Raw genomic sequence first — 3,416 nt, 5'->3', positions numbered from 1 at the left:
AGAAATCCCTTTCGGGGTGAGGATGAATTATGTTATTTAAGCTGGCTGCTGAGGGGCGTTTCTCCGCGATAGCGGCTTCGTTCAACCCTCCGCTCAAGCGGGGCTGCGCAAAAGCGCGCAGCCCCTCACTTTTACGTTGGGCGTCACTAGGCCGCCGCATATGAGAATCATGAGTACCTCACCACCAGAATCAGATCTCAGCAAGCCTAAACTTCACTGGTACCAGCACATGTGGTTATGGATACCAATCGCACTCGTGGCTGTTGGTGAGGCAATGGGTGGTACATGTGACGGTATAGCCTGTGCCACCAATTACAAGGTTTTTCGCAAGACAGAGCACCCTGTTCTTCGCTATGTTTTTACAGGCTTCATTTCAGTGGCCGCCATGGTTGCCTACTTGATTTTTTCTTCTATATTCATTTTTCTGGTGCACTTGCTATGGGAATGAATTGTGGTCGCCCAATAAGGCGTTCCAGCACCGCCAAAAGCTTCGCTTTTGTCGCCCGCTGAACTTTTACGTTAGCCCTCATGATTACCCAGCCACATTACATCGCGATCCCAAAATCCGGTTCAGGACCGGGAGTAGTCATCCTCCATTCCTGGTGGGGTCTCAACGCATTCTTCAAGGGACTATGTGACCGCTTGGCGGAGGCCGGTTTTGTCGCGCTTGCGCCCGATCTCTACAATGGCAAAGTCGCATCGACAGTAGAGACCGCGAGAAAGCTTCGGGCGCAAGCAACCGCTTCACGTCGCGAACCAGCTTACAAAACACTGATGGCGGCGATCAATTCCCTTTCACACCACGATGCCGTAACTACGCCCAATGTTGCCATTGTGGGATTTTCGATGGGTGGGCACTGGGCGCTGTGGCTGGCTCAGCGGCCAGAACTACCAATTGCGGCTACAGTGGTCTTCTATGCGGCGCGGAATGGTGATTTCACTCACAGCAATTCGAATTTTCTTTTCCATTTCGCCGAAAACGACGAGTGGGTTTCCGCTGCCAGCGTGAGAAAGCTCAAGAAAAACCTCGACCTATCCGGCAGAAGTGTCAGCTACTACGACTACCCCGGCACGAGCCATTGGTTTTTCGAGAGTGACCGGCCAGAGGCATTCCATCCTGAGGCAGCAGCCGTGGCATGGAAACGAACCCTCGCGTTCCTTGCTGATTGCGGGCTAACACTGCGCTCCACCGGACGCGCCAAAAAGCGGCACGCCGGTGAGCTTTGACGTTAAGCGCCGGCCATGCGCCGCCACCTGCGCATGAAATTGAAGAGCAATAGGCATGAAGCATTCGAGTCTTGAAGCCTTGGGCTGGGATAGCTGGTTTGAAGAACAAGCGCGGCTTCGTTGCGACCCAACGGGCGCCGTCGCGCGGGTGGCGGCCGTGGATCGGGATCAGTTGCTGCTCCTCAATGACACTGGTGCCTTCCGGGCAAAGCTCTCTGGAAAGTTCATGTATGAATCCGCGTCATCGTTGGAACTACCGTGTGTCGGCGATTGGATATGTGTAGAAAAATCGCAAGTGGATCAATTCGGGCTGGTCCGTGGGGTGCTGAGCCGGAAGACCTGCTTGCGTCGCAAGGCGGCTGGAGAGTCAGTCGAATACCAGATGATTGCAGCAAATGTCGATGTCGTAATCATCGTTCAGTCATGTCACTACGACTTCAATCTTAAGAGACTGGAGCGGTACCTGGTAATGGTGAGGGATGGTGGAGCAACGCCATTTGTGCTCCTGACCAAGATCGACCTGGTTGGGCAGGAAGTACTGGCCGCCCAGCTTGCGCAAATCTTGAGCGCCGGTGTTACCGCGCCCGTGTTAACGCTGAGCAATGTCACGGGAGAAGGGATCGACGAACTGAAAGGCGTTCTTTCACCAGGCAAAACGTACTGCTTTGTTGGCTCGTCAGGCGTCGGAAAGAGCACCATTATCAACGGCCTTGTGGGTCGTGCTGTGCTTGAAACGAAAGTGGTCAGCGGAACCGGAGAGGGACGACATACGACCGTTCGCCGGGAGCTCATCGTCCTCGAAAATGGCGCGATGGTCATCGACAACCCCGGGATGCGGGAATTTGGCGTGCTTGGTGCAGAGGGAGGAATTGATGCCAGCTATTCCGACATCATTGCGCTCTCCTCCCAATGCCATTTCAGAGATTGCACGCACACCAATGAGCCAGGCTGTGCAGTTCTAAAGGCATTAGAGACCGGTGAAATTGATGCCGAGCACCATGAGAACTTCATCAAGTTGAGGAGTGAGTCCGAGTACTATCAGATGTCATCCGCTGAAAAGCGCAAGAAAGATAAGGATTTTGGCAGGTTTATAAAGTCGGCCAAGAAAGACCTCGAAGAAGACTAGCGTCTACGCGGCGCATAACAATTCGCTGCAGGCGCGACGGCCCTGACGGGCCGCGGCCTGAGCCCAATCGTTGGGCACCTTACACGATGTAATCTTAACGTTGACAATATGTATCCACGGGGCTACAGTTTGCTATGCTAGAAATTCGCAAAACTAAAACCTATGCTCAGTGGATCGATAACCTTCGTGACCTACAGGCACGTGCGCGCATCCAAGTCAGAATTGAGCGCCTTGCGGCGGGCAATCCGGGCAACGCCAAGGCTGTTGGAGAAGGTGTTTCTGAATTGCGTATTGACTACGGCCCTGGTTACCGGGTGTACTTTACGAAACGTGGGCGCGAGGTTGTGATTTTGCTGGCAGGCGGGGATAAAACTACCCAAGCTGCAGATATCAAAATCGCTTTGCGTCTTGCACACAATCTTTAGGAGAGCATGATGGCAAAAACTATTACTACTCGCTACGACATCGCAGAGCATTTGCGCACACCAGAAGAAATGGCGGCCTATCTGGAAGCCTGTCTGGAAGAAGCAAATGGTGATGCGACATTCATCGCAAAAGCATTGGGTGACATCGCGCGCGCTAAGGGCATGTCCCAAGTTGCGCGAGACGCCGGCTTGTCACGTGAAAGCCTTTACAAAGCACTTTCAGGTGATCGCGCGCCGAGCTTCGACACCATCCTGAAAGTAGTCGGCGCACTGGGCATTAAGCTACATGCTGAAGCAGTCAGCACCTGACCCAAACGCCCAGCCCTCCATTCAACTCGGACTGGCGTAATAAAGCCGCGCCAGCCGGTTAATTCTACGTTGGGCCTCATGAACGTACTCGCCATAGCCGGTAGCTTGCGTGCTGCCTCAGTCAACGCCGCCTTCTGCCGGGCCGCAGCGCGTTTAGCACCGGCCGGGCTGGAAATCTCGGTCTTCGCTGGCCTTGGCGAACTCCCGCACTTCAATCCCGATCTCGAGCAATAATCAATGGGGTCAGCAAAATCAATGGGGTCCAAAATCAATGGGGTCAGACTCTGAGGTCTCCCCACAAAACCCCGTTGCATTTCAATAAACTAGGG

At 53.9% G+C, this 3,416-nt stretch carries 6 protein-coding genes; all 6 read left to right on the top strand.

Annotated features, from left to right (window positions below; translation table 11 throughout):
- Nucleotides 1–169 precede the first annotated feature (169 nt).
- The 6 genes from MJ768_RS13410 to MJ768_RS15510 all read left to right on the top strand — a co-directional run bounded on the left by MJ768_RS13410 (nt 170) and on the right by MJ768_RS15510 (nt 3,321).
- Nucleotides 170–448: a hypothetical protein gene (locus MJ768_RS13410; protein ID WP_239292435.1), complete on the top strand. Its 279-nt coding sequence runs from the start codon at nt 170–172 to the stop codon at nt 446–448.
- 80 nt (nt 449–528) lie between these two features.
- Nucleotides 529–1,227: a dienelactone hydrolase family protein gene (locus tag MJ768_RS13405; protein ID WP_239292433.1), complete on the top strand. Its 699-nt coding sequence runs from the start codon at nt 529–531 to the stop codon at nt 1,225–1,227.
- 55 nt (nt 1,228–1,282) lie between these two features.
- Complete coding sequence (gene rsgA, locus MJ768_RS13400) at nt 1,283–2,353, top strand: ribosome small subunit-dependent GTPase A (protein ID WP_239292431.1); 1,071 nt, start codon at nt 1,283–1,285, stop codon at nt 2,351–2,353.
- A gap of 134 nt (nt 2,354–2,487) precedes the next feature.
- A complete protein-coding gene (locus tag MJ768_RS13395) occupies nt 2,488–2,778 on the top strand; it encodes a type II toxin-antitoxin system RelE/ParE family toxin (protein ID WP_239292429.1) in 291 nt (96 codons plus the stop codon).
- Between the two features lie 6 nt (nt 2,779–2,784).
- Nucleotides 2,785–3,087 (top strand): addiction module antidote protein, encoded by a 303-nt coding sequence (locus MJ768_RS13390; RefSeq protein WP_305855932.1) that lies wholly within the window; start codon nt 2,785–2,787, stop codon nt 3,085–3,087.
- A gap of 78 nt (nt 3,088–3,165) precedes the next feature.
- Nucleotides 3,166–3,321: an NADPH-dependent FMN reductase gene (locus tag MJ768_RS15510; RefSeq protein WP_445083003.1), complete on the top strand. Its 156-nt coding sequence runs from the start codon at nt 3,166–3,168 to the stop codon at nt 3,319–3,321.
- The last annotated feature ends 95 nt before the right edge of the window (nt 3,322–3,416 follow it).

The organism is Candidatus Nitrotoga sp. 1052, assembly GCF_927312905.1.
Taxonomy (GTDB): domain Bacteria; phylum Pseudomonadota; class Gammaproteobacteria; order Burkholderiales; family Gallionellaceae; genus Nitrotoga.
The sequence above is the reverse complement of the archived record's forward strand: the minus strand, read 5'-3'. Positions and strand labels throughout refer to the sequence as shown.

Bases quoted from the DNA above. Each gene is read 5' to 3' on its own strand.
- MJ768_RS13410 (WP_239292435.1), top strand. From the start codon at position 170: ATGAGTACCTCACCACCAGAATCAGATCTCAGCAAGCCTAAACTTCAC.
- MJ768_RS13405 (WP_239292433.1), top strand. From the start codon at position 529: ATGATTACCCAGCCACATTACATCGCGATCCCAAAATCCGGTTCAGGA.
- rsgA (WP_239292431.1), top strand. From the start codon at position 1,283: ATGAAGCATTCGAGTCTTGAAGCCTTGGGCTGGGATAGCTGGTTTGAA.
- MJ768_RS13395 (WP_239292429.1), top strand. From the start codon at position 2,488: ATGCTAGAAATTCGCAAAACTAAAACCTATGCTCAGTGGATCGATAAC.
- MJ768_RS13390 (WP_305855932.1), top strand. From the start codon at position 2,785: ATGATGGCAAAAACTATTACTACTCGCTACGACATCGCAGAGCATTTG.
- MJ768_RS15510 (WP_445083003.1), top strand. From the start codon at position 3,166: ATGAACGTACTCGCCATAGCCGGTAGCTTGCGTGCTGCCTCAGTCAAC.